Source organism: Mangrovibacterium sp. (assembly GCF_059905295.1).
Window position 1 is genome coordinate 1 of record NZ_JBZQJF010000035.1, and the last position, 2,333, is coordinate 2,333.

2 protein-coding genes are annotated in these 2,333 nt (G+C 42.6%); both read right to left on the reverse strand.

What is annotated here, in order from left to right:
* Positions 1–352 precede the first annotated feature (352 nt).
* Positions 353–1,441 carry an AmmeMemoRadiSam system radical SAM enzyme gene (gene amrS, locus AC37HE_RS02260; RefSeq protein ID WP_500781151.1) on the reverse strand — a complete coding sequence of 363 codons (1,089 nt, stop codon included), beginning with the start codon at positions 1,439–1,441 and terminating at the stop codon, positions 353–355.
* 84 nt (positions 1,442–1,525) lie between these two features.
* On the reverse strand, positions 1,526–2,333 hold an 808-nt coding region (locus AC37HE_RS02265), incomplete at its 5' end, for a hypothetical protein (RefSeq protein ID WP_500781150.1).

Below are 2,333 nucleotides of genomic sequence, written 5' to 3' on the forward strand. Positions count from 1 at the left end.
ACCTGTGAGTAATCTCCTTTTAACAATCGTTAATGCAGCATTGTAGGTTTATAATACGATTTTACAAACCGTGAAAATGAATTTATAAATCGTTAATGTCAAATTACCTGTGAGTAATCTCCTTTTAACGATCGTTAATGTAGCATTGTATGTTTACAATACGATTTTACAAACCGTGAAAATGAAATTGTAGATCTACAAAATGATTTCTCTTACCTACAATGAGTACTTATTGTTCAATAAAAACAACGTTTCGAACTATTTTTGGCACTTAAAAGCAAAAAACGACCGTAAAATTCAGATTTTGCATCTTTGATTTCTTCAATAACAACCAGCTTCTAAACCATCCGTACTACCACACGCCCGAAACAGGCGTATTACAGAACTCACATTTCCCGTCTTTCAAGTGGATTTCCATGATTCGATAACCTTTACGCTCCACAACAAGCTTATGACAATTGGGACAAACCGTATTTTCAGCTCCCAAACCGGGAACATTCCCGATGTAAACATATTTCAGTCCTTCGGCCAGTGCAATATCTCGGGCACTTTGCAGAACAGTTACAGGCGTAGGCGGCAACTGCGTGAGTTTATAGGTCGGATGAAAGCGACTGAAATGTAAGGGATAGTTTGCAAAACCGTTTTGCACCAACCATCCACACATTCGTTTAATCATATCCAAATCATCGGTCCACGAAGGAACAACCAGATTGGTAATTTCGAGCCAAACACCTTCATTTTTCATGGTTACCAGGGTATTCAAAATGGTATCCAGTTTTCCGGCATTCAGTTTCAGGTAAATTTCGTTACTAAACGACTTCAGATCGACATTGGCAGCATCAATGACTTTACACAATTTCTCCAATGGATCCCGATTAATATAACCGGCTGTAACCATCACATTTTTAATACCCGCTTGCCTGGCTAAAACAGAAGTGTCGTAGGTATACTCGTAGTAAGTGATGGGCTCGGTATAAGTGTAGGCGATCGACGCACAATGATTGTCAACAGCAGCCCGAACAACCTGATCAGGCATCAGATCCTCGTTGTCCGTATCAGTCGGGCTTTTCTGCGAAATGGTCCAGTTCTGGCAATTCAGACAAGCCAGGTTACAACCCGCAGTCGCAATCGACAAAGCAGTACTTCCCGGCAGAAAATGCAACAAAGGTTTTTTCTCAATCGGATCAATATGAACAGCACAGGGGTTCCCGTAAGCCATGGAATAAAGCACGCCGCCTTTGTTGATCCTGTTTCGGCAATCACCAGTCTCCCCTTCCTTAATATCGCATTCGTTGGGGCAAATCAAACAACGGATTCCCTTTGGCGTTTCGGTGTAAAACAGCGCTTCATGTGTCCACTTGTTTTTAATTCCCGAAGCTGGATCTTCTCCGCCAAAAGCCTGGCTACCGGTATATGCTATTCCTCCTGCTCCCATAACCATTGTCTTCAAAAATGCGCGTTTAGTCAATTTCATGGATCAGCCTAACCTCCGTATTTAAGCTACGATTTGCCTCTGCAAAAAGATTCAGCTGTTTGCGGCATAGATGGCTTTAACAGCAGTGAAAATATTCAAGCTTGCAACAAGTAAACAGCTCATAATTAAGCCGAAGCTGGGTAGCAGAAAGATACTGGTTAAGAAGGCGCCGAAGGCCGATCCCAGCAAATCAGTACTGTAGTTGATTGCAGAGGTTACGGCAATAGCTGAGGCTCGAAGTTGCGAGGCGAGAAAAAACTCATATCCCACACCAAAAGCCAGTAGACAAACCAAGACGAAGAAGAGGCATTGCAAAAGCCGACCATGACGACCAAACGCTTCGAACCCCTCCAGTATTAAGGGAAGTAAGACAGCAAAGAGGGCAAGTAGCATTTGCAGGAATGCATAACTTTTCATCTTTGAAAATCGGCCGGGAATCCGATTCCATAAACTTCCCCAAGCCAGGCCTCCCATAAACAGGGCAAAGAACAATGCTGTTGCCAAATAAAGACTTCCAAAGAAAACTTGGTAAGCCAGCATCAAACAAATTTCAAGTGATGCGGCAGAAAAACCTCCCGTATAAAGCCCAGCCGAAACGACATCTATCTTAAACAGAATAACCAAGAAGAACACAAGGGGAACAGCAACCAGCAACATATAGCTTGTTCCGAAATGACTTAACCAATATTGCGTATGTTTGATAAACATGTACGGGTGGAAGTCGCGATTTAACTCAACACGCGGCATTGTGTTTTGAATTTCCTTTTCCAGCTGAAGCGAGCGCTGTTGTACTAAAAAATCATCCAGATAGTAGGGATTCACATATTCGTTTTCTATTCCCCCGCGTTCTAGCAGTTCG